The sequence below is a fragment of the Vibrio sp. 1249-1 genome, assembly GCF_033340495.1.
Genome location: NZ_JAWOWJ010000003.1, coordinates 19,621 through 46,493, shown reverse-complemented (window position 1 = coordinate 46,493; position 26,873 = coordinate 19,621). Strand labels below are relative to the sequence as shown.

Annotated in this window: 28 protein-coding genes; 13 read left to right on the top strand and 15 right to left on the bottom strand. The window is 46.4% G+C overall.

What is annotated here, in order from left to right; all coding sequences use genetic code 11:
* Positions 1-353: 353 nt before the first annotated feature.
* A complete protein-coding gene (gene fghA, locus R7Z50_RS06975; RefSeq protein ID WP_005374382.1) occupies positions 354-1,193 on the bottom strand; it encodes an S-formylglutathione hydrolase in 840 nt (279 codons plus the stop codon).
* A 62-nt stretch (positions 1,194-1,255) separates the two neighbouring features.
* A complete protein-coding gene (locus tag R7Z50_RS06970) occupies positions 1,256-2,404 on the bottom strand; it encodes an S-(hydroxymethyl)glutathione dehydrogenase/class III alcohol dehydrogenase (protein WP_017633834.1) in 1,149 nt (382 codons plus the stop codon).
* Between the two features lie 293 nt (positions 2,405-2,697).
* On the opposite strand from R7Z50_RS06970, the gene R7Z50_RS06965 reads away from it, so the two are divergent.
* A complete protein-coding gene (locus R7Z50_RS06965; protein ID WP_054575258.1) occupies positions 2,698-3,504 on the top strand; it encodes an arylamine N-acetyltransferase family protein in 807 nt (268 codons plus the stop codon).
* Positions 3,505-3,584: 80 nt separating this feature from the next.
* Complete coding sequence (locus R7Z50_RS06960; RefSeq protein ID WP_017633836.1) at positions 3,585-4,457, top strand: LysR family transcriptional regulator; 873 nt, start codon at positions 3,585-3,587, stop codon at positions 4,455-4,457.
* 99 nt (positions 4,458-4,556) lie between these two features.
* Here the strand turns inward: R7Z50_RS06960 and R7Z50_RS06955 are convergent, their stop codons facing one another.
* Both R7Z50_RS06955 and R7Z50_RS06950 read right to left on the bottom strand, forming a co-directional pair.
* Positions 4,557-5,330, bottom strand: coding sequence for a siderophore-interacting protein (locus R7Z50_RS06955; protein ID WP_213966452.1), 774 nt, complete (start codon positions 5,328-5,330; stop codon positions 4,557-4,559).
* A gap of 178 nt (positions 5,331-5,508) precedes the next feature.
* On the bottom strand, positions 5,509-6,093 hold the full coding sequence (locus R7Z50_RS06950; RefSeq protein ID WP_047102500.1) for a LysE family translocator: 585 nt from the start codon (positions 6,091-6,093) through the stop codon (positions 5,509-5,511).
* A 114-nt stretch (positions 6,094-6,207) separates the two neighbouring features.
* Here R7Z50_RS06950 and R7Z50_RS06945 point away from each other — a divergent pair, with 114 nt between their 5' ends.
* Together R7Z50_RS06945 and R7Z50_RS06940 are read left to right on the top strand one after the other, a co-directional pair.
* Complete coding sequence (locus R7Z50_RS06945) at positions 6,208-6,648, top strand: Lrp/AsnC family transcriptional regulator (protein WP_005482841.1); 441 nt, start codon at positions 6,208-6,210, stop codon at positions 6,646-6,648.
* Between the two features lie 214 nt (positions 6,649-6,862).
* On the top strand, positions 6,863-8,041 hold the full coding sequence (locus R7Z50_RS06940) for a lytic polysaccharide monooxygenase (RefSeq protein WP_047102501.1): 1,179 nt from the start codon (positions 6,863-6,865) through the stop codon (positions 8,039-8,041).
* A 116-nt stretch (positions 8,042-8,157) separates the two neighbouring features.
* Here the strand turns inward: R7Z50_RS06940 and R7Z50_RS06935 are convergent, their stop codons facing one another.
* From R7Z50_RS06935 to R7Z50_RS06925, 3 genes are read right to left on the bottom strand one after another with little or no spacing between them, the layout of a single operon-like run.
* A complete protein-coding gene (locus R7Z50_RS06935) occupies positions 8,158-8,778 on the bottom strand; it encodes an HAD-IB family hydrolase (protein WP_154204125.1) in 621 nt (206 codons plus the stop codon).
* A 38-nt stretch (positions 8,779-8,816) separates the two neighbouring features.
* The gene (locus tag R7Z50_RS06930) at positions 8,817-9,128 is read right to left on the bottom strand and encodes a cupin domain-containing protein (RefSeq protein WP_005383281.1); all 312 of its coding nucleotides are present in this window, start codon (positions 9,126-9,128) and stop codon (positions 8,817-8,819) included.
* Positions 9,129-9,137: 9 nt separating this feature from the next.
* A complete protein-coding gene (locus tag R7Z50_RS06925) occupies positions 9,138-9,788 on the bottom strand; it encodes a Qnr family pentapeptide repeat protein (protein WP_005374358.1) in 651 nt (216 codons plus the stop codon).
* A gap of 495 nt (positions 9,789-10,283) precedes the next feature.
* Here R7Z50_RS06925 and ompW point away from each other — a divergent pair, with 495 nt between their 5' ends.
* From ompW to R7Z50_RS06910, 3 genes are all read left to right on the top strand, one after another.
* The gene (gene ompW / locus R7Z50_RS06920) at positions 10,284-10,925 is read left to right on the top strand and encodes an outer membrane protein OmpW (protein WP_017634373.1); all 642 of its coding nucleotides are present in this window, start codon (positions 10,284-10,286) and stop codon (positions 10,923-10,925) included.
* Between the two features lie 214 nt (positions 10,926-11,139).
* Entirely contained in the window at positions 11,140-12,165 is a 1,026-nt protein-coding gene (locus tag R7Z50_RS06915) for an HlyD family secretion protein (RefSeq protein ID WP_047102503.1), read from the top strand.
* Complete coding sequence (locus tag R7Z50_RS06910) at positions 12,162-13,652, top strand: MDR family MFS transporter (protein WP_005391958.1); 1,491 nt, start codon at positions 12,162-12,164, stop codon at positions 13,650-13,652. Before R7Z50_RS06915 ends, R7Z50_RS06910 begins: the two co-directional genes overlap by 4 nt.
* 96 nt (positions 13,653-13,748) lie before the next feature.
* Here R7Z50_RS06910 and R7Z50_RS06905 read toward each other — a convergent pair whose 3' ends face one another.
* The gene (locus R7Z50_RS06905) at positions 13,749-13,994 is read right to left on the bottom strand and encodes a Rho-binding antiterminator (protein WP_047102504.1); all 246 of its coding nucleotides are present in this window, start codon (positions 13,992-13,994) and stop codon (positions 13,749-13,751) included.
* A gap of 180 nt (positions 13,995-14,174) precedes the next feature.
* Here R7Z50_RS06905 and R7Z50_RS06900 point away from each other — a divergent pair, with 180 nt between their 5' ends.
* Positions 14,175-15,311, top strand: a complete 1,137-nt coding sequence (locus R7Z50_RS06900; RefSeq protein WP_318149026.1) for an MBL fold metallo-hydrolase — start codon at positions 14,175-14,177, stop codon at positions 15,309-15,311.
* Between the two features lie 77 nt (positions 15,312-15,388).
* On the opposite strand, the gene R7Z50_RS06895 is transcribed toward R7Z50_RS06900, so the two are convergent.
* From R7Z50_RS06895 to R7Z50_RS06875, 5 genes are all read right to left on the bottom strand, one after another.
* On the bottom strand, positions 15,389-15,814 hold the full coding sequence (locus R7Z50_RS06895) for a VOC family protein (RefSeq protein ID WP_017821017.1): 426 nt from the start codon (positions 15,812-15,814) through the stop codon (positions 15,389-15,391).
* 174 nt (positions 15,815-15,988) lie between these two features.
* Positions 15,989-16,474: a VOC family protein gene (locus tag R7Z50_RS06890; RefSeq protein WP_005374344.1), complete on the bottom strand. Its 486-nt coding sequence runs from the start codon at positions 16,472-16,474 to the stop codon at positions 15,989-15,991.
* Between the two features lie 139 nt (positions 16,475-16,613).
* Complete coding sequence (locus R7Z50_RS06885; protein ID WP_033907198.1) at positions 16,614-16,943, bottom strand: DUF4144 domain-containing protein; 330 nt, start codon at positions 16,941-16,943, stop codon at positions 16,614-16,616.
* A 24-nt stretch (positions 16,944-16,967) separates the two neighbouring features.
* The gene (locus R7Z50_RS06880) at positions 16,968-17,504 is read right to left on the bottom strand and encodes a DUF924 family protein (protein WP_054576492.1); all 537 of its coding nucleotides are present in this window, start codon (positions 17,502-17,504) and stop codon (positions 16,968-16,970) included.
* A gap of 69 nt (positions 17,505-17,573) precedes the next feature.
* Positions 17,574-19,421, bottom strand: a complete 1,848-nt coding sequence (locus R7Z50_RS06875; protein ID WP_206970534.1) for a M3 family metallopeptidase — start codon at positions 19,419-19,421, stop codon at positions 17,574-17,576.
* A gap of 276 nt (positions 19,422-19,697) precedes the next feature.
* Here R7Z50_RS06875 and R7Z50_RS06870 point away from each other — a divergent pair, with 276 nt between their 5' ends.
* Positions 19,698-20,060: a hypothetical protein gene (locus tag R7Z50_RS06870; protein WP_017634365.1), complete on the top strand. Its 363-nt coding sequence runs from the start codon at positions 19,698-19,700 to the stop codon at positions 20,058-20,060.
* 70 nt (positions 20,061-20,130) lie between these two features.
* Here R7Z50_RS06870 and R7Z50_RS06865 read toward each other — a convergent pair whose 3' ends face one another.
* Positions 20,131-20,304 (bottom strand): hypothetical protein, encoded by a 174-nt coding sequence (locus R7Z50_RS06865; RefSeq protein ID WP_005374332.1) that lies wholly within the window; start codon positions 20,302-20,304, stop codon positions 20,131-20,133.
* 233 nt (positions 20,305-20,537) lie between these two features.
* Here R7Z50_RS06865 and R7Z50_RS06860 point away from each other — a divergent pair, with 233 nt between their 5' ends.
* From R7Z50_RS06860 to R7Z50_RS06850, 3 genes are all read left to right on the top strand, one after another.
* On the top strand, positions 20,538-21,680 hold the full coding sequence (locus R7Z50_RS06860; RefSeq protein WP_206970533.1) for a sugar diacid recognition domain-containing protein: 1,143 nt from the start codon (positions 20,538-20,540) through the stop codon (positions 21,678-21,680).
* Positions 21,681-21,838: 158 nt separating this feature from the next.
* Complete coding sequence (locus tag R7Z50_RS06855) at positions 21,839-23,191, top strand: GntP family permease (protein WP_017634362.1); 1,353 nt, start codon at positions 21,839-21,841, stop codon at positions 23,189-23,191.
* Between the two features lie 16 nt (positions 23,192-23,207).
* On the top strand, positions 23,208-24,344 hold the full coding sequence (locus R7Z50_RS06850; protein WP_206970532.1) for a glycerate kinase: 1,137 nt from the start codon (positions 23,208-23,210) through the stop codon (positions 24,342-24,344).
* Positions 24,345-24,440: 96 nt separating this feature from the next.
* Here the strand turns inward: R7Z50_RS06850 and R7Z50_RS06845 are convergent, their stop codons facing one another.
* Positions 24,441-25,877 carry a PLP-dependent aminotransferase family protein gene (locus R7Z50_RS06845; RefSeq protein ID WP_054575249.1) on the bottom strand — a complete coding sequence of 479 codons (1,437 nt, stop codon included), beginning with the start codon at positions 25,875-25,877 and terminating at the stop codon, positions 24,441-24,443.
* A gap of 92 nt (positions 25,878-25,969) precedes the next feature.
* On the opposite strand from R7Z50_RS06845, the gene R7Z50_RS06840 reads away from it, so the two are divergent.
* On the top strand, positions 25,970-26,869 hold the full coding sequence (locus tag R7Z50_RS06840; RefSeq protein WP_005374320.1) for a DMT family transporter: 900 nt from the start codon (positions 25,970-25,972) through the stop codon (positions 26,867-26,869).
* The last annotated feature ends 4 nt before the right edge of the window (positions 26,870-26,873 follow it).

The window sequence follows — 26,873 nt, the reverse complement described above, 5'->3', positions numbered from 1 at the left end:
ATTTTATAATACGTTATGTTTCAAAAATAACTGTCGGTTTACGTCACGTCAAGGTTATTAAGTTGCTTCTTAATTAAAAGCTCAGAGTATTGGGATGATGGTAGAGTTTCGTAATGATTTCGCGGTATTTAATTGGTTTTTAGTGCAACTTTGTTTCATTTTTAATAAAGATACTGTGTCGGAAATGAGAATTTAATAAGGCGAGAAATGGACGTCGAATTTGTTCTTAAGTTACATTATTTTACATATTTAAATCATCGATATTCAGATATGTATTTGTTAGTACGTAAAGAAAATAAAGTCACCTAGTTTTGGTGACTTTATTTTTTATTTCATGAGCTTACTTAAATTAACTATGCAAACAAATATTTTGCATGGAAGTTGAGGTGCTCTTCAATAAAGCTTGAGATGAAGTAATAGCTATGGTCATAGCCTGGTTGCATTCTCAAGGTTAGGTTTGAATCGTGTATTTTTGCCGCAGCAATCAGCGCTTCCGGTCTAAGCTGCTCATTTAAGAAGCCATCAGCATCACCTTGATCAACCAAAATTGGTAATGGTGATTGTTGTTGTTTTAGAAGTTCACTTGCATCGTATTGCTTCCAGCTTTCAAGCTCCTTGCCTAAGTAAGCAGTAAAGGCTTTTTGTCCCCAAGGGCATTGCATTGGGTTACTGATTGGACTGAACGCTGAAATAGAACGGTACTGTTCTGAATTTTTCAGACCAATGGTGAGCGCTCCGTGGCCGCCCATACTGTGACCGGAAATTGACTTCACGTCAGAGACTGGGAAGTTACTTTCGATGATCGCAGGCAACTCCTCAGTCACATAGTCGTACATACAGTAATGCAGTGACCAAGGTGCTTGCGTCGCATTAAGGTAAAAGCCAGCTCCTTTTCCTAGGTCATAGCTTTCGTCGTCAGCGATACCTTCGCCTCTCGGACTTGTGTCTGGTGCAATGATCGCAATGCCAAGCTCGGCCGCCATACGAAATGCGCCCGCTTTCTGCATAAAGTTCTCATCGGTACACGTTAAACCAGAGAGCCAGTATAGCGCGGGTACGGGATTTGATTTCGTTGCGTTAGGTGGCAAGAATATCGCGAAGCGCATGGTGCAGTTTAGGGCATTGGATTCGTGTGTATATTGCTTGTGCCAACCGCCAAACACTTTGGCTTGGCTTACATTTTCAATGGTCATGAATAAACTCTCTAATTAGCAGAAGGAATTCAGGCTCCCCAAAAGGAGAGCCTGAGGCAGCATTATTGATCCATATGGATAACTGTTCGGATGCTCTTACCTTCATGCATCAGATCAAACGCTTTGTTGACGTCTGCTAATCCCATTGTGTGGGTAATGAACTCCTGTAAGCCGAATTCACCAGCCATGTAACGGTTTACGATTTCTGGAAGCTCAGAGCGACCTTTAACGCCACCGAAAGCGCTGCCACGCCATACACGACCAGTTACCAGTTGGAATGGACGAGTTGAGATCTCTTGACCTGCACCAGCAACACCAATGATGACTGACTCACCCCAACCTTTGTGACAGCACTCAAGTGCTTGGCGCATCACGTTTACGTTACCGATACATTCGAATGAGTAGTCAACACCACCGTCTGTCATTTCAACAATCACTTCTTGAATTGGCTTGTCGAATTTTTGTGGGTTGATTACGTCAGTTGCACCAAGTTGTTTCGCTAGGTCGAATTTGCTTTCGTTGATGTCTACACCGATGATGCGGCTGGCACCAGCCATGCGAGCACCGATGATTGCAGAAAGACCGATACCGCCGAGACCAAAGATTGCCACTGTGTCGCCTTTTTCAACTTTAGCTGTGTTTAATACCGCACCCATACCAGTGGTTACGCCACAACCTAGAAGACAAACTTCTTCAAGTGGTGCTTCTTTGTTTACTTTCGCTAGTGAGATTTCTGGAAGAACCGTGTACTCAGAGAAAGTAGAACAACCCATGTAGTGGAAGATAGTTTCGCCGTTGATAGAGAATCGGCTTGTGCCATCTGGCATTAGGCCTTTACCTTGCGTTTCACGAACGGCCTGACATAGGTTCGTTTTGCCAGATTTACAGAACTTACACTCACCACATTCAGCAGTGTAAAGTGGGATAACGTGGTCGCCAACTTCAACGCTTGTTACGCCTTCGCCAACCATTTCAACGATACCGCCACCTTCGTGACCAAGGATTGAAGGGAAGATACCTTCTGGATCGTCACCTGATAGTGTGAATGCGTCAGTGTGACAAACACCAGTTGCTACGATGCGTACTAGCACTTCGCCGGCTTTTGGAAGTTGTACATCAACTTCTTCCATTTTAAGCGGCTCACCTGCAGCCCAAGCGACCATTGCTTTTGATTTTATGTGAGTTTGACCAGGTTTGATTTCAAGCGACATTGGATGTTTCCTTTATATTTTCAGTATATGGAGTGACGTAATAAGCGTAGTTAAGGTTTGCTTACCGCGCTTCGTCGTTTTGTTGGTGCTCATTTTAGGTGTTTCAGTAAAAATGATAATCCGTCCATTTTGAAAATGATTTTTACATATGCGTAATAATGATAAGGTGAGCGTGTAAAAAGAGTGCGATGCCTCCTTAAAGCGGAAGGGAAATGGAAAAGGTGATTGACCTGAAGTTAGATAGAGGGGCTAAAGTAGAAAACTGTCAAACCATCAGCTAAGTAAGAGTGATTATGAATAAGACGGATCTGAGTGCCTATTTAACCAAGCTAGGCTTGCCTAGTGAATTGCCCGCCGATTTGGAGTCATTGCACAGAATTCACGTGGCGCAGCATCGTTGCCTGCCGTTTGAGAATTTTGACATCGCATTGCAGCGAGGCGTCTCTGTTGAGATTGAAGATATTATTCAAAAAACCGTGTACCACTCTCGCGGTGGTTACTGCTTTGAATTAAATGGTTTAATGCTTGATGTGCTCAACACTCTTGGGTTTGAAGCGCGAAGTTTGCTAGGGCGTGTACATGTGTCTGGTACACCAACAGGTCGTAGTCATCAAATCACGTTAGTGACTTTAGAGGAACAAACATGGATTGTCGATGTGGGTTTTGGCTCCAATACCCCTCGAGCGCCATTGCCATTTATCCTTGACCAAGTGATTCAGACGGATTTACAAACCTTCCGTTTTGTCAAAGATGCTCAGTTTGGTTATTTCCTCCAAGTGCTTTCAACCGATGGAACGGACGTGTGGAGCAATCTATACAGCTTTGACCTAGAGTTCGTGTGTGCTGGTGACATTGCATGTAGCAACTTCTTTACCTCGACTTCGCCTAATTCGCGTTTTACTAGCGCAAGAGTCGCTGCTAGAGCGACAGAAAGTGGGTTGGTGACGCTGCTTAACTACACACTCAGATGCACCAATCATGAAGAGCTAACAGAAATAGAGCTAGAGCCAGGTCAAACCTACCTGGATGCGTTGAAAGAATATTTTGGCATTGCGCTTGATGCGCAATACGACGAACTTCGTCCGTTACCTGACGCGTAAAGTTTTCCAGTTTTCAAAGCGTAGCGCGACGAGAACAATGTAATCACTATTTGTCTAGAAGAGGTCGACAGGAATACAGCATGGCGAATTGGGAAGGAGTCAGCGAGTTTGTTGCCGTAGCGGAAACTAACAGCTTTACAGCTGCCGCGGCTAAACTGAAAACGTCAGTGGCACAAATCAGTCGCCGTGTATCGGCACTTGAAGAGCGTCTTGCGGTTAAGTTACTGCATCGCACGACGCGAAAAGTTTCTCTGTCTGAAGCTGGACAGCTTTATTATCAGCAGTGCAAACACTTGGTCGAAGGGCTAGAATTAGCTGAGCTTGCTGTAACGCAAATGCAAACCGAACCGCGAGGTTTGCTGCGTGTGACAGCGCCTGTGACCTATGGGGAAATGAACCTCGCACCGCTCTTGCATCAGTTTTTGGAGAAGTACCCGCGTGTGGACCTCGATTTAGTTCTGACCAATCAAAAACTGGATTTGATAGAGCAAGGGGTAGACGTGGCGATTCGTCTTGGCCGCCTGCAAGATTCCAGCATGATCGCAAAGCGTCTTTCGTCGCGTCAAAATTACGTGTGTGCTAGCCCTATGTATTTGGAGCGATTTGGCGAGCCTCACACATTATCCGAACTGGCTCGACATCAGTGCTTGGTTGGTTCGGTCGATTATTGGCATTTTAAGGAAAATAAACGTGATAAGTCTTTGCGTGTGTCGGGGAGGATTAAATGCAATAGTGGTTTTGCGCTAATGGGCGCCGCCAAACGTGGTTTGGGTTTAGTGCAGTTGCCGGACTATTACGTTCAAGAAGCCCTAGATAACGGTGAGCTAGTCGAGGTGCTGACCGATTACCGAGACGACCGTGAAGGCATTTGGGCACTGTATCCACAAAGCCGAAATTTATCGCCCAAAGTGAGGTTGTTGATCGACTTTTTAGCGCAGGAACTAGCGGATTAGAGTTTTCATGAACTTTAATACAACTGAAGTCGCTAAAACGCCCGGTGATGCCGGGCGTTTTTATTGGGATAAGCGCTTGAACTGGAAATAAATGAACCACTATTGGTTGGATTCCGCGTCTTCACGTTTAATCACTTTGTGCCCATCTTCAGACACGCCTTGCTTCCAATAGCTGCTGATGTAGATATTCTCGCGATCGACTTCTTTTTCGTTGCGGAAATATTGGCGCAGCGCACGCATTGAATCGAACTCACACGCACACCATACCGAAGCGTTACCATCTAACCACTCGAGTTCGCGAACGCTATCAGCCAAGGTTTGCTGTTCAGTTAGCCAAATCAACTCCATACCGGCGGGCGCGTTTAGGGGTTGAATGTCGGCTGGAGAAATCACGCTGATCACTGCATAGCCTTTGGCCTCTTCTGGCAACGTACGAATTTTCGCAGAAAGCGCTGGAAGTGCCGTCATATCGGCAGCCATGAAGAACCAATCCGCCTCAGTATTTAAGTTGGAGATGCTACCCGGCCCTACGATGCTTATCGTGTCGCCTTTTTGCGCGGCCATTGCCCAACGCGCTGCAAATCCGCATTGCAGATCTTGCGTTACGTGTTGGACGAAATCCACTTCGATTGAACTGGTTTCTGGATGAAAGCGTCGAATAGTGTAGGTGCGCATGATCGGCCGGTCGTCTTCTGACAGGATGCTCAGATCCGCGCCGCCCATATCGTTAAACAGTAATTTGATGTAACTGCCTTCGCAGTCACGAGGAAAGTGGCTCAGCGCCTCACCTTGCAAGGTAATGCGCTGCATGTTTGGAGTGATGGTTTCTGTGTCTGTGACAACAAGCGTTTTAGGTTGAGGCTTCTTTTTCATTGTTACTTTACTCGATAATTATTCTCTTTCTCATTTAAAGATTATCAAGTTCCCTAACAAGAGGGTAGCGTCTTTAAACAAATTTACACTGTGAATTAACGCCAAAGCCTCGAGCAAAATGCAGTATCTGTCCTTTCCCAATTACGTAAAGTGAGTCGTTTTTTAACCATAAATGGACTTATATCATTGGAATCGTAGACAAAAGCAACAGAGCGGCCATGCTGTAGTTGAACCCCTTAATGCGTTTATCGGTGGTCAACCAACGCTGCAATTGCATACCTGCCGCCGTCCAAAATGTCACCGATGGCAAGTTGGCTAAACAGAAGATACCGGCGATAAAAGTCAGTTCGAGCCAAGAACCGCCACTGGTGTATACCGTAATGGCCGTCAACGCCATCGACCAACCTTTTGGGTTCACCCATTGGAATGCAACAGCCCCTAAAAAAGACATCGGGCGAAAATCGTGTTTTGCTTCGGTTTTGTCGCTGGTGGCGATTTTGTACGTCAAGTACAGCAAATAACTCAAGCTCAATACTTTTAAAATGGAGTGTGTAATTGGATATGCGTGGAACAGGCTCATCAAGCCAATGCCCACCAAAATTAGCATGGCACCAAAGCCAAAGGTAATGCCCAACATATGTGGGATAGTGCGTTTAAAGCCGACATTTGCCCCTGAGGTCATCAACATAATGTTATTGGGACCCGGCGTAAAAGTGGAGACAAAAGCGAACAACGCCAAAGCGCCCAGTTGATGATATTCCATAGATTGTTCCTTGAATCAGTTCTCGATAAGTTGAGAACAACTATAAGTAGAACTGAGGTCAATATTGTGCTTTTATTTGATGATTAGAAACTAAATAAGCAATGAAACATCATCATGGATAGATTTGACGAAAGAATATTGCAAGTGCTCAAACGAGACGGAAGAATCTCCAATGTGGAGCTGTCGGAACGCGTTGGTTTATCTCCGTCTGCAACCTTACGCCGAGTGCAAGATTTAGAGCGTAAAGGCGTGATCAAAGGCTACCGAGCGGTACTGGATAATCAGCAACTTGGCGTGGGTTTTGTCGCTTATGTGTCGATTGGTTTGGCCTCGCACTCTAAGCAGGCGCAGTTGGGTTTCGAAGAGCATGTGCGTTTTGTAAACGAGGTGGTGGAATGTCACAACATCACTGGTGCGAACGAGTACTTGCTGCGTGTGGAAACGCAAGATCTCGCCGCTTATAAAGCGTTTCACGCTGATGTGTTGGGTGAGTGCGAACACGTCAAGTCGATCACAACGATGGTGGTGATGGACACACCAAAAGACGAGCGATAGCCAAACGAGGGTGACAGTTTTTGTGGCACATGAATTTGAAGTGACTCGAAAGAGTCAGTCGAGTATGAGAATGGTTCACAACAAATGCTGGAAAGCAGATGGCACTCTTACAATTTCCATATTTATTCTCACCTTCTAAATAATCCCATCCTGCTAGTTTTGCTTAAACCGCTTGTGTTTCAGAGCGGCGAGTCAGCAAAATTAAGGATGAACGATGAAATCACATGTAACACTTCCTCTTTTGAGCTTAAGCGCTGTTGCCGCATTGAGCTCATTTAACGTCAACGCCCACGGCTGGGTAGAGTTTCCAAGTGCTCGTCAAAATACGTGTTATTTAGACGGTGGCTTTTGGACCAACGAGATCCCTAACCAAGCGTGTAAAGCGGCTTTTGATGAATCTGGCGCGTATCCGTTTGTGCAGCGTAGCGAAATTGCAGCAAACGTACCAAATTACCGAGATATGGAGCATGTGAAAGCCGTGGTTCGCGACGGTGAGCTATGTTCTGCTGGCGATACAGCTAAGAAAGGCTTGAACATTCCTTCTCCAAACTGGCAGCGCACCAATGTTACGCCAGATGCAAATAACCAGATTGAATTGGTGTTTTACGGCAAAGCGCCGCACAACCCATCGTACTGGGAATTCTATCTCACCAAGCCAACTTATGATGATTCAAAACCTCTTACTTGGAGTGATTTAGAGCTGATCGACACCGCAGGTGATGTGTATGTTGATGCGGAAAAACGCTACCGTATTCAGGTGACTTTCCCTGCTGATCGTTCGGGCGATGCGGTACTTTACACTCGTTGGCAGCGTATTGATGTCGCTGGGGAAGGTTTCTACAACTGTAGTGACATTACGTTAAACGGAACAGGCACGACGCCACCGACTGACCCTGTTGATCCAACCGAACCGGGCAATAATCTGACATCTCTAGGCTACTTTGTTCAGCAAGGTTTCGGACCAGTAGAAGCGGGTGACACCATCCGTTTTCGTACGTTTAATGCGACGGGGAATGAAATTGTCGATATTTCACTACCAATCAGCACAAACAATACGGCTACTTGGGCGGCAGAAATAGCAGATCAATTTAACGCGCAGCAAACGGGCGATTGGTATGTGGGCATTTGGCATCAAGAGATGAATCACTACATGTTCGATAGTAAGAACGTGAATGCAAACCAAGTATTAGCGCCAAGTGCAGACTTCAGTTATGCGTTGTCACTGATCAAAGCGGATGTACCGCCACCAGTTGAACCAACCAACTTGTGGGACAAGACGGCCGTTTACAACCAAGGTGATGTGGTGACGCACAACGGCAAAGAATGGACTGCCCAGTGGTGGACGTCTGGTGAGGAACCAGGCACAACGGGTCAATGGGGTGTATGGCGTTAAGCCAGTTATTTGGGCCCTGATCAATAAAACCCTTCTTATGTGAGAAGGGTTTGTTTTTTCAGTCTAAAACGATCACTTTGGTTGAGTGGTTGTCTTGAAAATCAGAGCACATATCGTTATTCGCTTGCTCTCCACTCGCTCCAGTTGAGCATCGCGTAGTCTGCCAGTTTTAGCATCGGAATGTCTTCGTGTGTATCACCGTAGGCATAAACAGACGCAAATTCGTCGAGCGAAAACGCCGCTTTCACGCGTGAGACTTTTCTTTCTAAACTGCAATCACCTTGCTGGTAAAAGCCACTCAGTTTTGGCTGTTCTGAGATCAGTTCACTGCACAGCAAGTGGTAACCGTTCGCCTCACACCAAGGCTTGAGATACGCATTGAGTGATGCCGACACCACTACGATGGTATCGCCTCGGTGTTGATGCCAAGCCAGCCTGTCCATCGCTTCTGGCCGTAAGTACAGCGGGATCACTTCATGGGCAAACTGAGTGCCAATCGCTTCAATTTTCTGCGTTTCTTTCCCTGAAAATGCAATAAAACTGCTGAGAGGGCGCATAACACGAGCGGGTAACACTCCGAGTTTGTACAGCGCATAAAATGGCATGATAGCGACCTTTCCTACTCGTTTGCGCAGGCCATAAGCAGAATAGTGGAGGAAAAGGCTAAACATATCCTCTCGGGTGATGGTGCCATCAAAATCAAACAGTGCCAGTGACGGCTTAGTAGTATCGAGCAAACTCAGCGCCTATTTTTTGGTTTAAGATCGTTTTGTGTTTATTGATAAAACACCGCCAACCAGATGGTTTCTTGCGTTGGGTCAGTCCAGCTCACTTTGTGTTTGGTATGAGCTGGAATCGTAACGTGATCGCCTGCCTCAAGTCGTTGCACGACACCTGATTCAAAAGTCAGCTCTCCTGCTCCTTTAAGAACCAAGACCCATTCATGTTCTTCTTGATCGTACCAGCCACTTTCGGGCGAGGTTTGCCCCGTTGAGACAATGCGTTCTATACGCAGGTTTTTGTGGGTCAGCAGGTCTTCGAACACTTCCTCGTCGAGGTTATTCGGTAAGTCTTTAAACAGGTTCATGGCCTTTCCTTAGAGAATGATCAGTCCAAAAGGCGCAAGCAATTGCTCTTGTTGCCAATCACAAATTTTAACACCAAACAGAGAAACGCGGCGAACATCCAGCCCGTCTAGTTCGACATGAGTCAGATCACACTGCTCAACGTTAAAGGTTCCCCATTGTTCTGGCGAGAATTCGCAGCGAGATAAATCCGAGCCTTTGAGAGTTGCCCCTGCGAGGTTCGCACCGTTCCAACGGTTTTCAAAGAGGTCACATTTTTCTAGTAACACTCGTTCGAAGTTACAGTAGGTGAGGTTGCAGCCAGTAATAAAAGCAGAACAGAAAAACATGGTGTTACTGACGCGATTAGCAAAGTTCGCACCTTGGAAGTTTGCCCCTTTGAGATCGCACTTACGCAGCTCCAAGCCCATACAATTTGCGCCGTTAAACAGGCTCATCGCCAACATGCAGTTCGTAAAGCTAGCGTCTTTTAAGTTCGCGAAGCGAAAACTACACCCTTCTAGCGCTTTGGATTCGATAAAGCGACAGTCGATGAACTTAGCATCGCGCAGATCGGCATGGTCGAAACAGCACATATAAAAGTGGCAGTTTTTAAAGGTAGCATTCTGAAAATCGTGATGAGAAAAGTTTTCTCGTTCAAAAATGAGATCGGTTTTTAACATGTCTTCTCCTTAGCTGCGAGCAGACTAGCACTCCAAGTGACTGATTTTCCATAAAAATAACTTCTTGTATTTCAGTGCTTTACAAACCCCTCAAATCGCGATTTTAAGGGGGCAAACGAGCGTTTTAAGTGGGTTGTTTTTTGAAAATAGAAGACGTAGAGGACGAAAAAAGTTTTTGCTGGCTACGAGCCTTAACGAGAGGATTCGCATTTATGGGTATGCATGGCAACTCACACGCACAGTTTGCATTACAGAATTGTATCCTATTTGCATAATTTGTTGATCAATATGGCGTTTCTCCATACAAAAAACCTATATTTTTCACAAATTGATTTCCATCAAAATAGTAGGGTTTCTATGTGCTAGATTGCGCACAGCTCAAAAAGATATAGATACCCGTGTGCTTCAAGGCGCTGAGTTTACTTGAAATCTCAGATCAGTTAGTAGGCACCCCTTTGGGTACGACATAACGAAGCCCTACGAAAGGAAATAAAAATGAAAAAAACAATCTGCAGTCTAGCAGTGGTTGCTGCACTCGTGTCACCAAGTGTTTTCGCTCATAAACAAGGTGACTTCGTTCTTCGTGTTGGTGCGGCGTCTGTCGTTCCAAACGACAGCAGCGATAAGATTCTTGGTTCTCAAGAAGAGTTAGAAGTTGACTCAAATACGCAGCTTGGTTTGACGTTTGGCTACATGTTCACAGACAACATCAGTTTAGAGCTTCTAGCAGCAACACCATTCAGCCACGACATTTCGACAGATTTGGTTGGTAGTGATATCGCGAAAACCAAACATTTACCACCAACGCTAATGGTGCAGTACTATTTTGGCGAGTCTCAAAGTAAGTTCCGTCCATACGTTGGTGCAGGTCTGAACTACACCATATTCTTTGATGAAGATTTCAATAGTACGGGTAAAGGCGCTGACCTGTCAGATTTGAAATTAGATGATTCATTCGGTCTAGCAGCGAATATTGGTGTGGACTACATGATCAACGATCAATGGTTCCTCAACGCCGCTGCGTGGTACGCAAACATTGAGACAGAAGCAACTTATAAAGCAGGTGGAGTGAAGCAAAAAACCGACGTCAAAATTAACCCTTGGGTATTTATGATCAGCGGCGGTTACAAGTTCTAAGAAAAACCAGTAGTTACACGCACATTACTATTATTGGCATGACTTTGGGGGCGGTTACGGGGACTGCCCCTCTTTTTTATCCTCGTTTTGATTGCACATCATTTACTCCACTTAGCAACATGCAAAATTGGATCTTTACCTTGCAGATCATTTTATTGTCGGAAGATCGAAAAGTCCTACACTGATCACATAATTGAACAAGTGGACAATATAAATGAGCGACGACATCGCAAAGCATTCCTCCTCCAGATCTAAGCTGGTAAAAACTCTTTTCTTTACTCTCTGTGTTATCGCATTTGGTGCGATGTATTGGTCTTGGCAGTATTCAGACAGTCACCCAAGCACGGAAGATGCCTACGTTAGGGCAAAAATTCTGTCGGTAGCGCCTCAGGTAAAAGGCCAAGTGGTTTCTGTGGATGTTAAAGATTTCCAATCCGTTAACAAAGGTGACCTACTGCTGAAGATAGATTCACGCCCATATTTGTTGGCAGTGAAGCAAGCAAAAGCGGCATACCAATTGGCGGTCCAGCAACATGACGTAGCCGATAAGCAGGTAACTGAAGCTGTTGCGGGCTTAGATGCGGCGCGCTCTAACCTGATAGAAGCGCAAGTAGAGTACAAACGTACGGATTCCCTAGTGAAACGCAAACTGGCGTCGGACCAAGATTTAGATACGGCGAAAAACAAACTCGCCAATGCCCAAGCGAGCCTAGAGCAAGCACGTGCGACGGTAGAAAAAGCCATTGCGAACCGTGGTGAAGAAGGCGCAGAGGCTGCGGTTGTTCAACAAGCGGCAGCACAGTTAGCGCAAGCAGAGCTGAACTTGAGCTACACCGACATTACGTCACCAGTGGATGGCATTGCCGGTGAAATCAATACGCACGTAGGCTCGGTCGTTAGCGTGGGTCAAACGCTGTTCCCTGTGATTTTAAAAGACAGCTATTGGGTACGCGCGAACTTTAAAGAAACCGATCTTACGCATATTAAACCTGGCATGCATGCGGATGTGGTGATTGATATGTACCCAGACGTGGTGTGGAAAGCAACGGTAGAACAACTATCGCCTGCGAGTGGTACATCGTTCTCCTTGATGCCACCAGAAAACGCAACGGGTAACTGGGTTAAAATCAAACAGCGTTTCCCTGTACGTTTGGCATTAGAAGTACCGGCCGATGCGCCGCAACTTCGCGTGGGTGCGAGCTCAGAAGTCACTATTGATTTGCAAAGTAGCGTGCAATGAGCCATCAAATTACGGCAGACAAACGGGGGATTGCCACCGTCGCCGTGATGCTTTCTGCCATCATGGTGTTAATCGATATGACCGTTGCGAACGTGTCGCTATCGCACATGATGGGCGCGTTGGGCGCAACGGCAGACCAAATTACTTGGGTGCTGACGGGTTACAGCATGGCGGAAGCGATCTTCATTCCGATGACCAGTTTCTGGGTGTCGCGCTTTGGTGAACGCAAAGTTATGCTGGTTGCTGTGATCGGTTTTGTGATTGCCAGTGCGCTTTGTGGGCAAGCACAGTCTCTTGAAGAGATGGTGCTATTTCGCATTATCCAAGGCGCTTTCGGCGCGTCGGTGATTCCATTGGCGCAGTCGACATTAGTGCAGATTTATCCGTACGAGCAAAAAGGCAAAGCGATGGCAATTTTCTCCATCGGCATTTTGCTTGGTCCTATTTTGGGCCCAGTCGTGGGTGGGGTGATCACCGACAACATCAACTGGCGCTGGATTTTTTACATTAACTTGCCATTCGGTTTGATCTGTACCTCTTTGATTTATCGTTATATCCACATCGACAACAAATCCAAACCTAACTTTGACTGGTGGATCATCGGTTACATGGCGTTAGGTGTGGGCGCGCTGCAGTTTGTGTTGGATAAAGGTAACGAAGAAGACTGGCTCAACTCACGCATGATCCAGACCGCGATATTACTCGCAGTCATGGGATCGGTGATGTGGATTTATCGCAGCTGGAAAACCAAAAGCCCAATAGCGCCATTATGGCTGCTTAAAGACCGAAATCTAATGGTCTCGTCATTGATGATTGCCGTGGTGTCGATGGCGATGTTTGGCCTGACGACTCAACAACCAATGCTGTTGGAAAGCTTGCTGGATTATCCGGTCTCAACCACTGGTTTATTAATGGCACCGCGTGGGTTGGCGTCAGCGGCGATGTTGATTTTGGTGATTAAGCTCAATCCGCAATTCGATCCCAGAATCAAAATAGTCTTTGGCTTGAGCTGCATCGGGATTGGTAGTTATTTGATGACGCAATACTCACTGCAGATCGATACATTTTGGATTGTGATGCCGAGTATGATTCAGGGCATGGGGCTTGGTTTAACCTTCTCGACGCTGTCCACCTTGGCGTATTTAACGATTCCGAAAGAGCAATCTGTCGCGGCGGCAAGTATTTACAATCTGTTCCGTACGATTGGTAGTTCGTTTGGTATCTCTATCGCCACCACGTTCCAATATCGTGATAGTCAGCAGCAATGGCATGCGCTGGGAGAGGGTATTAATCCTTATAATCCTAACTTGCATGACTGGGCGGCCAATCAGGGGCTTTCCATTACCGACCCGGTTGCGTTAGACCAATACCAACAGATGTTGCAGCAGCAATCGCAAATGGTCGCGTTTGTGCACACCTTCCAGCTTGTGGGAGTGATGTTCGTGATCATGATGCCGATGTTGGTTTTCATCCAGTCGCGTGAATAACAACAAGTTCAGGTGAACCGTGTAAGAGAACGCCTCTCAAGTTGTGTCAGCTTGAGAGGCGTTTTTTATTGGACGGTGTCAGTGAAAGAAGGACGTTTACTCAAACGTCACTTCATCAAAATGCGGATTGGCTTTGAGCGCGCGCATTGCGACTAATTGTTCAGTCGGGAAGGCGGTGTGCTCACCATCCATATCTAAAAACAAGCACTCTTGTCGCTGCATGTCGTAGCCTGTGTCGAACGCGTTGCCCTGATGAGCTTCACCATTTTTTAGCGTGATCTCGATAGGGAGCTTAAACATACAGGCGATTTCAATAAAATCGTATTGGCTGCAAGTCACCATAGTTTTCTCCTTTCAAACCGACGCAGTATTCAGAAGGTTTGAGAACCGCTTCCTTAAATAGAAGACGTTTGATTGAAACTGAATCTTCATCTTACACCTCATTTTGGTCACGAAATAGACATACACGCACGTTTTAATAAACCTACTGTTGAGCGTTCGCAAGTGAGACAAAACTACGATATGTCTGAGACGATACTTAAGCGCACATACCTAACGAGTGAACAAAAGACACAAAAGCCAAGTTCACTGATTCCGCCTCAAACCTACCATGCGCAGTTGGCGCACCGTGTTCACCACTCGCCTCAATTTGAAAACGGCCGCGTTAAAAACGAGATGCCAAATGTCCCTAGTCCGCAATCATTCTGGCAGGTGTGTTGGAGTTATCTTGGTGGTAGAACACCGTTGAGTCCTAACGAGCATCTGCCACATTCCCCAATTCAACCCACGCAGTTTGCGCAGCGAAGTGAATCGATGCGCCTTACTTGGCTGGGCCATTCCACTATGCTGGTGGAGGTCGATGGCATTCGAATTCTGACCGATCCGGTATTTGATTACGCTTCTCCGTTCGTCGCAAAAGCGTGGTTTGAACGCAATATTCCCAATACCCATGCCAGAGATTGTTTACCGATTCCTGAAATTATCGTGATTTCGCACGATCATTACGACCATTTAGAAGCGTCGACCATACGTTTCTACGCCGATAAACCCGTGACGTTTTATGTACCCTTAGGGGTTGGCAAGCATCTGATAAAGTGGGGCGTTTGCGCAGACAACATCGTGGAATTCGATTGGTGGGATAGCGTGCACTATGCTGGAATCGAACTGATTTGTACGCCTGCTAACCATAATTCGGGTCGTACTTATTTCGATAAAAACGCGACCCTGTGGGCTTCTTGGGTCATCAAAGGCAAAGAAGAGACGCTCTATTTTAGTGGCGATTCAGCTTACGATTCGCACTTTTCCGAGATCGCACAGCGATGTGGACCAATCGACATTGCCTGTTTGGAAGTGGCTGCCGATGTGAAAGGCCAAGGTTACCCGGTCGAAAACTGGGGGCACATGCAGGCTCATCATACCGTGCAAGCGTTTCGCGATTTAAATGCGAAAAAACTGTTGCCAGTACATTGGGCTACATACGAGCTATTTACTCACCGTTGGGACGAACCGATTTTAGATTTGCTTGCCCATTGTCAAAAAGAACATATAACGCTGCTGACGCCAATGCCGGGGGAGAGTTTTTACGTTCATAAAAAACAGATAAATAAACAATGGTGGCGAGAAAAAGAAACAGGTGAGCCAGCTAGAATTGTGACTTAATAATATGTTCTTACTTCAATAATTATTTTAGAAGTTAACCTTGTTATTTTCAGAATATAACAAGGTTTTTTACTCGCTTACTCATCAATCACTTGAGGTTTTAACTCGACGACATTTCCTTCCGGATCATGAATATAGAGTGAGCGACCGAATCCTTGTGCGCCGTAGCGTTTCGCAAACTCTTCGGTTTCAATGCCGTTCGAACGCAGATATTCCAGTAATTCATCCTCGGAAAAAGGCGCCAATTGCAGGCAAAAATGGTCAATATTACGACCATTTTGAACTGGTGGCTTACCGCCGAGTTGGCCCAATTCGCTGTCTACCGTCACTACATCAATCAATGCGTTACCTGCCCTAAGTTGAGTTAAACCAAGTTCCGTTACTTCGCGTTCGACAGGGCAGCCCAAAATGTCTCGATAGAAATGCAACATAGCATCGAGGTTACAGGTCCTTAATACAACATGATCAAGCGCTTTGATGGCGATTGGATTTTTGGTGGGCATGCTTCACTCCTTTTTGCATTGTGTTGAGGTAAGTATAAAGTGACCTTAAAAGTGGTGAGAGAAATGATCAAATTCAAGATGTTTTTTTGCTAGAGCGAGTGCAGAAACACTGCAACTCAAAGCAAACAAAAAAGGCTAGCGTATTGCTAGCCTTTTGGAATATGAATGGGGCTATTACTCGTAATCAGAAGCGTAAGTTTCTTCGTAAGTGTGTGAGTAAAGCTCGAATAGGTTGCCGAATGGGTCTTCTAGGTAAACCATTTTCGCAGGCTTATTATCGTCTTCTGGGTGGTAACGCATGATGTCCATGCGAACTTTGCCACCTAGTGCTTCGGTGCGTTTGATAGCACCTTCAAAATCGTCTGTCTGTAAACAGAAATGGAAGATACCGATGCGAGAAAAATCCACTTCATGGCGCTCTTGACGTTCTTTCATTTCGAATAACTCAAGGCCGATGCCATCACTTGTCACAAGGTGCGCAATGTTGAAGCCTTTAAAGCCTTCCCCAAAGACCGCAATACACATTCTGCCAATTGCCGTTTCGCGTTCTTCAATCACTTTCGTGTTGCCCATAACGACTTTTAGACCTAGCGCTTGCGTGTAAAACTCAACCGCTTTGTCCATATCTCCGACCATAATACCGACATGATTCATTTTCATTTGTTTGCTCCCAACATGTGTGTTTGAACGTTGTCTTGTTTCGATGTGGGAGAGTATATGGCGTGATGTTGATTACATGAAATTATCATAAATTATAAAAATAATAATTTTATTTAATGATGTGGGTGTTGGGATTGAGTTAGTGAGCTAAGGCCTCAACAGCTTGCCTCACCGAGGTGAAATGAATCTTGATAATGCACCGTTGCGCGAGGCTGAATTCATGCGATTGGATTAATGACGTAACCTCTTCTACGGACAGCGTTCGTTCTTTTGGGTGTAAAAGAGTGGTGTTCGAACCATTGTTTTTCAATTCGAACGTGTTGCCATTTGAGTCAATAACGTAATCATCTTGCCCAAAAATGAGGGCTTCGCATTCAGAGTCTAAGTCGGACTGGGAATGCGTGTAGATCAGCTCATCGTCGCCGTCTAGTTTTAGCAAGCATGGCCAGCATACTGCGTGGTCTCTCATGGTTAACTCATTATTCATTGTTATTTAGAAACTTGACCCAGGTTGTTGCAAAAACGCTAACTCTTCGGGAGTGCTCTTTCTTCCCAGTATCGCATTGCGATGAGGATAGCGCCCAAACTGGTCGATGATGGCTTTGTGTTTTAGCTCAAAATCGTAGTTATTTTCAAGCCCTGATGCGCGGAACAATTTTTCAGCTTCGACATGAATGAGGCGAGATTCGCTGTGCATAAACGGCATGTACAAAAAACTTAGCTGCTCAGGCGCTAATTCTTTGTCGTGACCTAACCGAATTGCCTCTTGAGCCAATGCTAATGCGAGTGGGTCTTGTGCAAACGCTTTTGGGGTGTTGCGATACACATTACGTGAAAACTGGTCGAGGACGATGATTTCGGCCAATCGCCCTTGTGCGCTGTCACGCCAATTAAACAGTTCACAACGAGCGGCTTGTTCTAATATCGAGGCAAATCGCGATGTAATACGCTTGTCCAGTTCTGGGTTGTTTTCAAACCAATTTTGGGGCGATAGCTCCTCGAACCAAAATTTGATGACTTCTTGGTACATGGATCTTCCTTCCTATTGCATTAGCTAAAGAATAAAAAGCCAGAAGGCGAGCTCCTGGCTTTCTGTGTTTTATCGACCGTAAGTCTCTACGATGTAACGTTCAAAATCGTCACACATTTGTTCGTCAGAGATGGTGTTGCTTGCCAGCTCTTTACTGCCGTCGACGACTTTAATCGCGGCGTTCAGTGAAGCGACTGATGCTCGTTCTCGCGTCGCAAGTGAGTCGATTTTCTTCTGCTGCACTTCCCATGCCTGTTCTGGCGACAGGTTACACACGTCTGCAAGGTATTTGGCATTGAAGCCTTCGCCAGTCAGGCTGACAATGGTTTCGTTGTGCGACAAGTGATTGCCTGCGTGCCAGTAGTGTTTTGCCAGCAGTGGGCCAATTTCTGGGTTATCCGTCAGGTAACCAAACTTCTCAAGGAAGTATGCACGGGTCTGATACACCGCCATGTGCGCGAGTAGATAACCTTGATACGCACAAGCTGCTTCGTCGGATAGCAAATGTGGAATCGCCATCAGTGGGCGAGGGCTGCATTCCAAACCAAGGATCTGTTTTTCACAATCGCGAGCGAGCTTAGTGATGCGCTCTGGCGTTAACTCGTCATCGCTCAATTGATACAACGCGCGCTCAAAATATGGCACAACCAAGATGCTACGTTCTTCATAAGCTTTGAATGGCTGACGGCTGTTGATCATTGCTTGAATAATCTCATCAGGCACAGAATTCCCTTCATCATCCAGTGCGTACTGTTTTAGCCAATCGGCATCGGTTAACAGGCTATCACAGAACATCGACTGAGTTTCTGCATAAGCCATTGACGTCGGCGCAAACTCCTGCGAGAAACAAGGCGCGTTCATTTTTACGTTCGCAAAGTGTGCTGCGTGGCCGCCTTCGTGGAACAGCGTGTTAATGCCATCGTAGCCGCTTCCCACTTGGTCTGGTTTGGCATTACTGGTGAAGTTCACCTGCGCTGCGACCCATTCGCCTTGATTATAGAAAGAAGGGATAGGGCCGTGGCAGAACCCGTTCGGGTACTTACCTTTGCGATCTAGTAAATCCAGCGTTAGCGTCGCGCCAGAGTAATCAATATTTAGGCGACCAAATGATTCTACCCAGCGTCTCAGAGATTTTGAGAACGGCACGTATGGGTCAAGGTCACGCATTACGTCACCCGCGAATGAGTAAACAAAGTTGTAGCCTGCTAGTGCGCTTTCGCCTTTCTCTTTCGCCAAGTTTTCTAAGCTGTTTAGGTGCGCATCTCGCGTGCGTTGTTCGAAATCTTCCAAAATTTCGAATAGCTGTTCAGAGCTCATCTTTTCCGTTTTTTGCACGGAGTAATCAAAGAAAGTCGCATAACCCAGTGAGCGAGCGAACTGGTTGCGCAGTTTGATCAGTTCAATAAAGCCGTTTCGCAGTAGCCATTGTTCAAGGTTCAGCAACGCTTGATGAGCCGATTGGCGAACTTCTTCATGATTGCTGGTGCGAATGGTTGAGCTTAATACGGGCAGTGAACCTTCTACTTGCTCGCCGTTCTCATCGGTAAATGTTTGTACGTGGTTCTGTTTTTTCTCGAAGAGCTCAGCTTCAAAGGCAATGAGCTGATTTTTCAACGCTTGTGCTTTTTCGCCCTCGATAGCGTGAGATTCAAACATCGCCAGCCAACCAGATAGACCCGTAATGGTTTGTTGTTTCTCTTGTGGGTCGGTAATTGAGTCCGCGGCTTCAAGCTGTTGTTTGATGGCAGTAATTTGCTCGGCGTTGCTTAAAAAGCTTGTCCATGCCGTTTGTGCTTGCGTCGAGCCATCATGGTCATCGCTGATCCCCATGTAAGTTTCCCAAAAGAAATCTTCTTTGGTGCGGTGAATCGCAAGGTAACGTTGATTGAGGTCGTTGAGATAATCCGTTGCGGTCATTTTGATCCTTCAAATGGTTTCGTTATGTAGACAGTTGATTATTGCACGCTTGGTCGCGAGATAGGAACGCTAATCTCATATGTCGATTTTGCATCGCGTAAAGGTGATTTTACTATTTGTTTACATTTGGGTGAGTTAATAGGAGTTATGAGCTTGCAGTGTTAAGACTGGTATGGAGTTTACAGTTTATTAAGTAATTAATCTGCGGTGCGCTATCGATGATCCTTATCAGGTGTAATAAGATTTCCATATCGTGGCGATACAGTTGGAAACGATATGATAAATAAGACAAAAGTTACGTTATTGGCGGTAGGTACGATTTTAGTTGGATGTTCCACAGTCGCGCCACCAAGAAATGATGCGGTTGAAAGCATTCAACAAAAGTGTTCTGTGATTTTAAGCAATGATGTTGCGGGCGATCAGCGCTGGCAGACGTACAACGGCTTGCTTGTAGAATATGCCGTGCATGGAGTTAAGAGTCAGGCACAACTGGAACGTTTTGAAGCGTTTGTGCAGAGAGTGCAAGATGATGAGTCTGGACAGTTAGTTACAGAGTTGATTGAGGTCACCGACTGGGGATGCTCAAACGGCAATTATCTAGAAGAGATGAGCTTGTTTATTCAAGAAGTTCAGAAGTAAAAAACCGAGCGTTAAGTCGCTCGGCTTTTCTGTTTTTGGAGCGCTTTTTTGCGCTGGTTCGTCAGGACGTTTACTCCTCTGGATACTCGCCCATACCTTGCGTTTTACCTTCCGCTTTCCAATGTTCTCCAGGGGCAAATGCTTCATCGCATAAATCTACGGTGTAGCCCATTTCTGTGATTTCCTTCAAAGTGAGGTTATCAGCAATATTTGCAACTTCCCCCGATTTATTCCGTAACTCCATGTTGATTTCTCCTCTGTAGGTAGACGAGTGGCATCAATGCACAGTGAATAATGCATTGGTAACCTTTGTTCTAAGTATATAACCCTCTGCTAAAAATGAAGGTTCAATCCACTTTTTAATATGGTTAATTGGATAATGCTTTGAGCTGCTTCCGTTATTTAGAACCGCAGCATCGCGATAGTCTGCCATTTGTGATTTATTGAGTGATTAAACGGTCAATTTGGAAACTCGAAATGGTGATTCTCGACCACTCCTTAGCACAACAAATTGTTGATCGAACCATGTCCATCATTGGTCACAATGTGAATGTGATGAACTCGGCAGGCATCATCATTGGCAGTGGCGACCCTAAACGTGTTGGGCAAGTGCATGATGGCGCGGTACTGGCGCTGAATCATGGCGATTCGCTAGAGCTTAATGAGCAGCAATGTTTGACGTTGCAGGGTGTCAAACCCGGTATCAATATGTTGTTGAAATTACATGGTGACGTGGTCGGTATTGTTGGTGTCACAGGCGAGCCGGAGAAAATCCGAGATTTTGCCAAACTGGTTAAAATGACCGCTGAATTGACAATCGAGCAAGCCGCGCTGGTGGAAAAATTTCAGTGGGACAGACGTCATCGCGAAGAGTTTATTCTGGCTTGGATCAATGGGAAATTGACCGATGAAGAGCTGAAAGATTGGGCGATGCGTCTTTCTATCGATGTTACTCAACCACGGGTGGCAACGGTGATTGAAGTCTCGACGCCGTCGGCCTCAAAAAGCATGAAGAGTGTGCGCAATATTGTTGAGCTGCTTGAATACCCAGAGCGTAACAACCTAGTTGCGATTGTCTCGGTGAATGAAATTGTGGTGTTGAAACCGTGTCATTCCGCCAAGCAGTGGGATAGCCAAGTTGAAAGTGAGCGCATTGATAAGTTGATGTCGCGTTTAAGCGATCACGATTCGCATACGTTTCACATTGCGCTAGGGCAGCTGTTTAATGAGCCTAAAGATGTCGCGTTGTCATACCAAAGCGCGAAGCAGGTATTAGCCATTGGCAAGCAGTTCTACCCAGAGAAACGTAAGTACCTGTTCGATGAACTTCGTTTGCCTGTTTTGTTAGCGCCGTTGGCGGATATTTGGCAAGGTGAACAAATTATTGATGGTGTGAAACGGTTGAAAGAGAAAGACAAATCTGGGCAATTATTGAAAACCCTAGATGCACTGTTTGAATGCAATGGCAATGTAACAGAATGCTCTAAAATGCTGTTTATTCACCGGAACACTCTGCGCTATCGGTTAGAGAAAATCACCGAGATAACAGGGCTACCAACTACCAATTTTGTGGGGTTAGCGGAGCTTTATATTGCGACTCGGCTCTCAAAAATGTCGTGATATTGTGCATCTGCACAATACGCGTCATTTTTTGACCACATCATTTGTCACTCCGCCTAAAGGAATTCTAAAGCAAACGATTAATAATTCATGCGTCCCTACATGTTGAGTGAGCCAACACGGACTCGCTCAGCAAAATAAGAATAAATGGAGTTATCATGAACCTTATATTAATCCTGCTCGGGGTGATCGCATTTATTGTGCTCACGACCACCAAATTCAAATTACATCCCTTTTTAGCGCTGATCATCGCGGCGTTCCTTGCGGCATTTGCTTACGGCTTACCGGCAGATAGCATTGCCAAAACCATTGCTTCTGGCTTTGGCGGCATCCTTGGTTACATTGGTTTGGTTATCGTTTTAGGTACTATCATTGGTGTTATTTTGGAAAAAAGTGGTGCGGCGATCACCATGGCCGATACGGTCATCAAAGTGTTGGGTGAGCGTTTCCCAACATTGACCATGAGCATCATCGGTTACATCGTTTCTGTTCCAGTATTTTGTGATTCAGGCTTTGTCATTCTGAACTCGCTCAAAGAATCACTCGCTAAGCGTTTAAAAACCTCAAGCGTTGCGATGAGTGTGGCGTTGGCAACTGGCCTATACGCAACGCACACGTTTGTGCCGCCAACTCCTGGCCCGATTGCCGCTGCGGGTAACTTAGGCCTGGAATCTAACCTTGGTTTAGTGATTGGTGTGGGTGTGTTTGTTGCAGCGGTTGCGGCGTTAGCGGGGATGTTGTGGGCGAACCGATTCCAACATGTTGAACCAGATGGCATTGAAGCCGCAGAAGAAATTCAGCAAGACTGGCAAGCACTCAAAGCGTCTTACGGCAAATTGCCAACGGCGAGCCAAGCATTCGCTCCTATTTTTGTTCCTATCTTATTGATCTGTTTTGGCTCTATCGCGAAATTCCCAAGCCTACCGCTGGGCGAAGGTTTTGTGTTTGATGTTCTGACTTTCTTAGGGCAGCCACTAACGGCATTGGTGATTGGCCTGTTCCTTTCTGTTCGCCTACTCAAATCAGACAACAAGATTGAAGAATTTGGCGAGCGAATCAGCCAAGGTATTACGGCTGCTGCGCCTATTCTTTTGATTACCGGTGCGGGTGGTGCATTTGGCGCGGTATTAAAAGCAACGCCGCTAGGTGAATACTTGGGTACGACGTTATCGGCGCTGGGCGTGGGTATTTTCATGCCATTTATCGTTGCGGCTGCGCTAAAATCGGCACAAGGTTCGTCAACGGTTGCGCTGGTGACCACATCGGCTTTGGTTGCGCCTATGCTTACGCAATTGGGGCTCGATTCAGAAATGGGCCGCGTATTAACGGTGATGGCGATCGGTGCTGGTGCGATGACGGTTTCTCATGCAAACGACAGTTTCTTCTGGGTAGTTTCGCAGTTTAGCCGCATGTCGGTGGGCTTAGCGTACCGCGCGCAAACCATGGCTACGCTCGTTCAAGGTGTCACGGCAATGGCATTGGTGTACATTTTGAGCCTCGTTCTCTTATAAGTCTCTGGAAATACGTATGAAAGTGGTAATTGCACCTGATTCATTTAAAGAAAGCTTAACCGCCAAACAAGTGAGCGAGGCGATCAAAACGGGTCTTGTTCGCGTATGGCATGATGCTGAGTTTGTTACGGTTCCGGTCGCAGACGGTGGCGAAGGCACGGTTCAATCTTTGATAGATGCAACTCAAGGCGAACAAGTCTTCACAACGGTGACCGCGCCATTAGGGAATGATGTTGAAGCGTTTTATGGCATCCTCGGCGACGGCGAAACCGCGGTTATTGAAATGGCGGAGGCCAGTGGGTTGCACCTTGTGCCGAGTGACGCTCGCGACCCAAAACTGACCAGTAGCATTGGTACTGGACAGCTGATCAAACACGCGCTAGATAGAGGTATTCAACGCTTAATCATTGGTTTGGGCGGCAGCGCTACCAATGATGGTGGCGTGGGCATGTTGACCGCGTTGGGGGTGGCGTTTCTTGATGAATCTGGTCATGCAATTACCCCAAATGGAGGCGGGTTAGCGGCGCTTGCGTCCATCGATATTTCTGGTCTTGACCCTCGTTTAGCAACTTGCGAAGTGTTGGTAGCGTGCGATGTTGATAACCCACTCTGTGGTGACAAAGGCGCGTCGGCTATCTTTGGCCCGCAAAAGGGAGCGACCGTATCAGACGTTACTCTGCTCGATAACGCATTGCGCAAGTTTGGCGAGTTGACGGAACAAGCGACGGGTAAGCATGTACTGACTCGTGAAGGGGCGGGTGCTGCTGGTGGTATGGGCGCGGCCTTGCTCGGGTACACGCCAGCACGTTTGCAACCGGGAATTGAGATTGTGCTTGAAACGGTCAAACTTGCTCAGCATGTTGCGGATGCGGATATCGTATTTACAGGCGAGGGTCGAATCGATCATCAAACCGCACATGGCAAAACGCCGATGGGCGTTGCTCAGGTGGCCAAGCAGAGTAATTTACCAGTCATTGCATTAGCAGGCTGTGTGGGCGACAACTATCAGGCGGTTTATGAGTGCGGCATTGATGCGGTGTTTGCTTGTGTACCAAGGGCGATGAGCTTACCTGAGGCCATGAAAGAGGCCGACGTCAACGTTGCTAATTTAGCCGAAAACGTCGCGAGAATGTGGCAAATTAAGTCGCACTGAAGGCGATGACGATATGAAAAAACTCCACCTTTGTGTGGAGTTTTTTGTTGTTACCTGTTTGCGTATGTCGGCATAAGTTCATTTAGCAAGAGCGAGTTAACAGGCATGCTTTGCTATCAATTTTGCCAGTGTTTGCATCGCTTGACTCCAATCGGTTTCATGACCAAAGTTTGCCACGCTGAGGCGTACGCAATGCCGATATTGCCCTTGAGTGCCAAATACGGTGCCGGGAAGTAGGCTGATTCTGTGCTTATTGCATGCTTGATACAACGCATAGCTGTCCGTGTCTTCGGGCAGTCGCAACCAAAGTAAGAACGAGCCTTGTACGGCGTTGATCTGGTATCGATTTTTTAGAGGTTCGTATTCATCCAAGTATTGATGAAGCATCTGGATAAATCGTCGCATGTTGTTTTGATAAACCCGACCCATTCGCGCAGTATGCGTTCGATACTTGCCTGACGTTAGAAACGTTGCCACGGCGGATTGCATCAGGTTCAAACTGCCCATGTTCTCACACAGTAGATATTGTTCAATTTGGTCTCGATATCGCCCCGCCAACATCCAACCAATTCTCAAACGCGAATCGAGCGTTTTGGATAACGAATTCACGTAAATTACGCGTTGCTTGTCATCGAGCAATCTCAAGCTTGGCAACGGCTTATCATAACTTAACCCGCCAAACACATCGTCTTCGATAATAGGAATATTGCCGGACGCCAATAGTAATTGTTGACGCTTTTCTAGCGGCATCATGGCACCAGTTGGATTGGTGAAGTTTGGCGTTACGATGATCGCTTTTATGTCCCATGTCGCCATTGCTTTTGCTAAGGCTTCGGGGCACATACCGTCGCGTGGGCAACTCGGAATTTCCACCACTTTGAGGCCGAGTGATTCTAGCATCAATAAGTTGCCAAAATAGCAAGGGGACTCCACCGCGACGATATCGCCTTTTTGTGTCGTTGCGCGCAGCGCTAGGCTAATGGCTTGTTGCGCGCCGTGCGTCACCATGATCTCATCCAACTTGGCTGGCGTGCCCAAATCTTGTGTGATTTTCGCTAGTTGTTTGATTAAGAGGTGATCACCGGGTGGTAATTGGTAATGGCTCGGTACATGCGTTTGCTGCCGGCTGTGGCGGCCGATCTCGGCGTACAAGCTTTTGATCGCGGGGGAGTCAATGTTTGGGTGGGCAGAACCGGTAGGCAAACGCTCTTGGTATTCAGGATAAGTAAGGATTTCTTTGCAGATCGAGAGCAAATCCACGCGAGTCGGATCCGGAATTGAGCGAGAGGTCGGCAAAGCGACTTTAACTCGATAACCCGATTTGGGAACCGAGTACACCAAGTTTTGTGCTTCCAGCTCTTGATACGCACGAATCACGGTATTTTTACTGACGTTTAATTCTTGGCTCAACGAGCGAATGGAGGGCAGTCGATCATCCGCCTGATAAACGCCACCACTGATGGCTTGTTTGAGGTGTTTTTCCACCACGAGGTACTTATTCCCTTCACCGCTTCCCAATAAATCTGTACCCATAAAAACACTTCCATCTGTCACTTTTTGAAAACACTGTACCTAATTACATTAGCAGTATCTCAAAACATAAAACAAGCGTGAGTGAGGCGATCATGTTAATCCGAGCCATCCCTTTTGTATTTGTCATCCTTTGGGCTTCTGGATTCGTTGGTGCGCGTTTTGGTTTGCAATATGCCGAGCCAGCGACACTACTTTCTATCCGTATGGCATTCAATGTCTTATTGTTTTTGGTTCTTGTGGCGGTATTGCGTAGAAGGTTGCCGACAGGAAAAGATTTATGGCACAGCTGTGTGGTTGGTGCATTGATCCACGGTTTCTATCTGGGCGGTACTTATTTCGCTATCGCCTTAGGTATGCCTGCGGGGTTGAGTTCGTTGCTGGTGGGTATTCAACCGATTTTAACCGCGGCTTTGCTGGTGGTGTTTGTTCGTGAGGAATTTAAACCCTCGCAATGGTTGGGTTTGGCTCTTGGTTTTGTCGGTATCGCTATGGTGTTGATGGGCAAAATGGAGTGGCAATCCGAGCAGCATAAAGTGTTGGCCATTGGTTTGTGTTTGTTGGCTTTGGTTGGTATCACGCTAGGGACGCTTTATCAGAAAAAACATTGCCAACAAGTGGATATGGTGGGTGGTGCGACGGTGCAATATTTGGCCGCGCTCGTCATGTTTCTGCCCGTTGCGATGCAGTTTGAAACCATGCAAGTGCAGTGGGAACTGGAGTTTATTTTGACTGTGTTGTGGTTGGTCGTCGTGCTCTCTTGTGTAGCTATTCTACTGCTGCTGTACATGGTTAAGAACGGTGCTGCATCGAGCGTAGCTTCTGTATTCTACCTGGTGCCGCCAACGACGGCGATTCAGGCTTGGCTCGCGTTTGGAGAGTCATTTGATTGGATGGGGATTTCTGGTTTCGTACTGGCAGCTACGGCGGTGTATTTGGTGGTTAAAAAGCCGGATCTGACGATAAAGAAATCGATTCAAACAGAATATACCTAAATTG

Excerpts from the sequence above, each read along its gene's own strand:
- R7Z50_RS06860 (WP_206970533.1), top strand. The coding sequence starts at position 20,538 with ATGGTGATTCTCGACCACTCCTTAGCACAACAAATTGTTGATCGAACC.
- R7Z50_RS06890 (WP_005374344.1), bottom strand. The coding sequence starts at position 16,474 with ATGAAAATGAATCATGTCGGTATTATGGTCGGAGATATGGACAAAGCG.
- R7Z50_RS06855 (WP_017634362.1), top strand. The coding sequence starts at position 21,839 with ATGAACCTTATATTAATCCTGCTCGGGGTGATCGCATTTATTGTGCTC.
- R7Z50_RS06845 (WP_054575249.1), bottom strand. The coding sequence starts at position 25,877 with ATGGGTACAGATTTATTGGGAAGCGGTGAAGGGAATAAGTACCTCGTG.
- R7Z50_RS06925 (WP_005374358.1), bottom strand. The coding sequence starts at position 9,788 with ATGTTAAAAACCGATCTCATTTTTGAACGAGAAAACTTTTCTCATCAC.
- fghA (WP_005374382.1), bottom strand. The coding sequence starts at position 1,193 with ATGACCATTGAAAATGTAAGCCAAGCCAAAGTGTTTGGCGGTTGGCAC.
- R7Z50_RS06915 (WP_047102503.1), top strand. The coding sequence starts at position 11,140 with ATGAGCGACGACATCGCAAAGCATTCCTCCTCCAGATCTAAGCTGGTA.
- R7Z50_RS06930 (WP_005383281.1), bottom strand. The coding sequence starts at position 9,128 with ATGAACCTGTTTAAAGACTTACCGAATAACCTCGACGAGGAAGTGTTC.
- R7Z50_RS06905 (WP_047102504.1), bottom strand. The coding sequence starts at position 13,994 with ATGGTGACTTGCAGCCAATACGATTTTATTGAAATCGCCTGTATGTTT.
- R7Z50_RS06960 (WP_017633836.1), top strand. The coding sequence starts at position 3,585 with ATGGCGAATTGGGAAGGAGTCAGCGAGTTTGTTGCCGTAGCGGAAACT.
- R7Z50_RS06850 (WP_206970532.1), top strand. The coding sequence starts at position 23,208 with ATGAAAGTGGTAATTGCACCTGATTCATTTAAAGAAAGCTTAACCGCC.
- R7Z50_RS06875 (WP_206970534.1), bottom strand. The coding sequence starts at position 19,421 with ATGACCGCAACGGATTATCTCAACGACCTCAATCAACGTTACCTTGCG.
- ompW (WP_017634373.1), top strand. The coding sequence starts at position 10,284 with ATGAAAAAAACAATCTGCAGTCTAGCAGTGGTTGCTGCACTCGTGTCA.
- R7Z50_RS06870 (WP_017634365.1), top strand. The coding sequence starts at position 19,698 with ATGATAAATAAGACAAAAGTTACGTTATTGGCGGTAGGTACGATTTTA.
- R7Z50_RS06945 (WP_005482841.1), top strand. The coding sequence starts at position 6,208 with ATGGATAGATTTGACGAAAGAATATTGCAAGTGCTCAAACGAGACGGA.
- R7Z50_RS06900 (WP_318149026.1), top strand. The coding sequence starts at position 14,175 with ATGTCTGAGACGATACTTAAGCGCACATACCTAACGAGTGAACAAAAG.
- R7Z50_RS06965 (WP_054575258.1), top strand. The coding sequence starts at position 2,698 with ATGAATAAGACGGATCTGAGTGCCTATTTAACCAAGCTAGGCTTGCCT.
- R7Z50_RS06880 (WP_054576492.1), bottom strand. The coding sequence starts at position 17,504 with ATGTACCAAGAAGTCATCAAATTTTGGTTCGAGGAGCTATCGCCCCAA.
- R7Z50_RS06940 (WP_047102501.1), top strand. The coding sequence starts at position 6,863 with ATGAAATCACATGTAACACTTCCTCTTTTGAGCTTAAGCGCTGTTGCC.
- R7Z50_RS06885 (WP_033907198.1), bottom strand. The coding sequence starts at position 16,943 with ATGAGAGACCACGCAGTATGCTGGCCATGCTTGCTAAAACTAGACGGC.
- R7Z50_RS06955 (WP_213966452.1), bottom strand. The coding sequence starts at position 5,330 with ATGAAAAAGAAGCCTCAACCTAAAACGCTTGTTGTCACAGACACAGAA.
- R7Z50_RS06865 (WP_005374332.1), bottom strand. The coding sequence starts at position 20,304 with ATGGAGTTACGGAATAAATCGGGGGAAGTTGCAAATATTGCTGATAAC.
- R7Z50_RS06910 (WP_005391958.1), top strand. The coding sequence starts at position 12,162 with ATGAGCCATCAAATTACGGCAGACAAACGGGGGATTGCCACCGTCGCC.
- R7Z50_RS06840 (WP_005374320.1), top strand. The coding sequence starts at position 25,970 with ATGTTAATCCGAGCCATCCCTTTTGTATTTGTCATCCTTTGGGCTTCT.
- R7Z50_RS06950 (WP_047102500.1), bottom strand. The coding sequence starts at position 6,093 with ATGGAATATCATCAACTGGGCGCTTTGGCGTTGTTCGCTTTTGTCTCC.
- R7Z50_RS06895 (WP_017821017.1), bottom strand. The coding sequence starts at position 15,814 with ATGCCCACCAAAAATCCAATCGCCATCAAAGCGCTTGATCATGTTGTA.
- R7Z50_RS06970 (WP_017633834.1), bottom strand. The coding sequence starts at position 2,404 with ATGTCGCTTGAAATCAAACCTGGTCAAACTCACATAAAATCAAAAGCA.